The sequence below is a fragment of the Arthrobacter sp. B0427-1-12 genome (assembly GCF_059092905.1).
On record NZ_JBNHIC010000196.1, the window covers coordinates 1 to 542 of the forward strand.

At 64.8% G+C, this 542-nt stretch carries 1 protein-coding gene; it reads right to left on the reverse strand.

The window, feature by feature from the left end; genetic code table 11:
• Positions 1–369: 369 nt before the first annotated feature.
• On the reverse strand, positions 370–540 hold the full coding sequence (locus AC5RWU_RS24525) for a CsbD family protein (RefSeq protein WP_493986772.1): 171 nt from the start codon (positions 538–540) through the stop codon (positions 370–372).
• Positions 541–542: the final 2 nt, after the last annotated feature.

Consider the following 542-nt stretch of genomic DNA (forward strand, 5'->3'; position numbering starts at 1 on the left):
AGGCACCGTCCTGGGCGGCCTCGGTATCGACCAGGACGCTGTCCTGGCGGTCCGGGTCGGACAGTACGGCTCCGGAATCGTCGCTGTTCCACGCTGATCCCGGCTCAGGCAGGCCCATGAGGGACTCCGTATCGAACGGCCCGGAAACCCGCTGCTCCGGTTGACATTCCGTCCCTGCCGCTGTCCTGCACCAAGGACCGTTATGCATATTTTTTCCCTAAACGGCGGCGAAGAAAGAGTCTGCACCCGGGAGGGGCAATGTTCTCCCCCGGTAAAGCAATACCGCCTGTGCCGGAGCCTGTCCGTGACCGGCCTGTGGCCGGCAGGCCCCCGCGCCGGCTGCCGGCATCGGAGGTGTGTCGGGTCCGGTCAGTCTTTTTTGAAGGCGTCCTTGACATGTTCGCCGGCGTTTTTCAGGTCGGCCTTGATCTGATCGGCCTGTCCTTCGGCCTGCAGGCGTTCGTCCCCGGCGGCCCTGCCCGCTGCTTCCTTGGCCTTGCCGGCAGCTTTCTCGGCGGCGTTTTTGATCTTGTCGTCCAGGC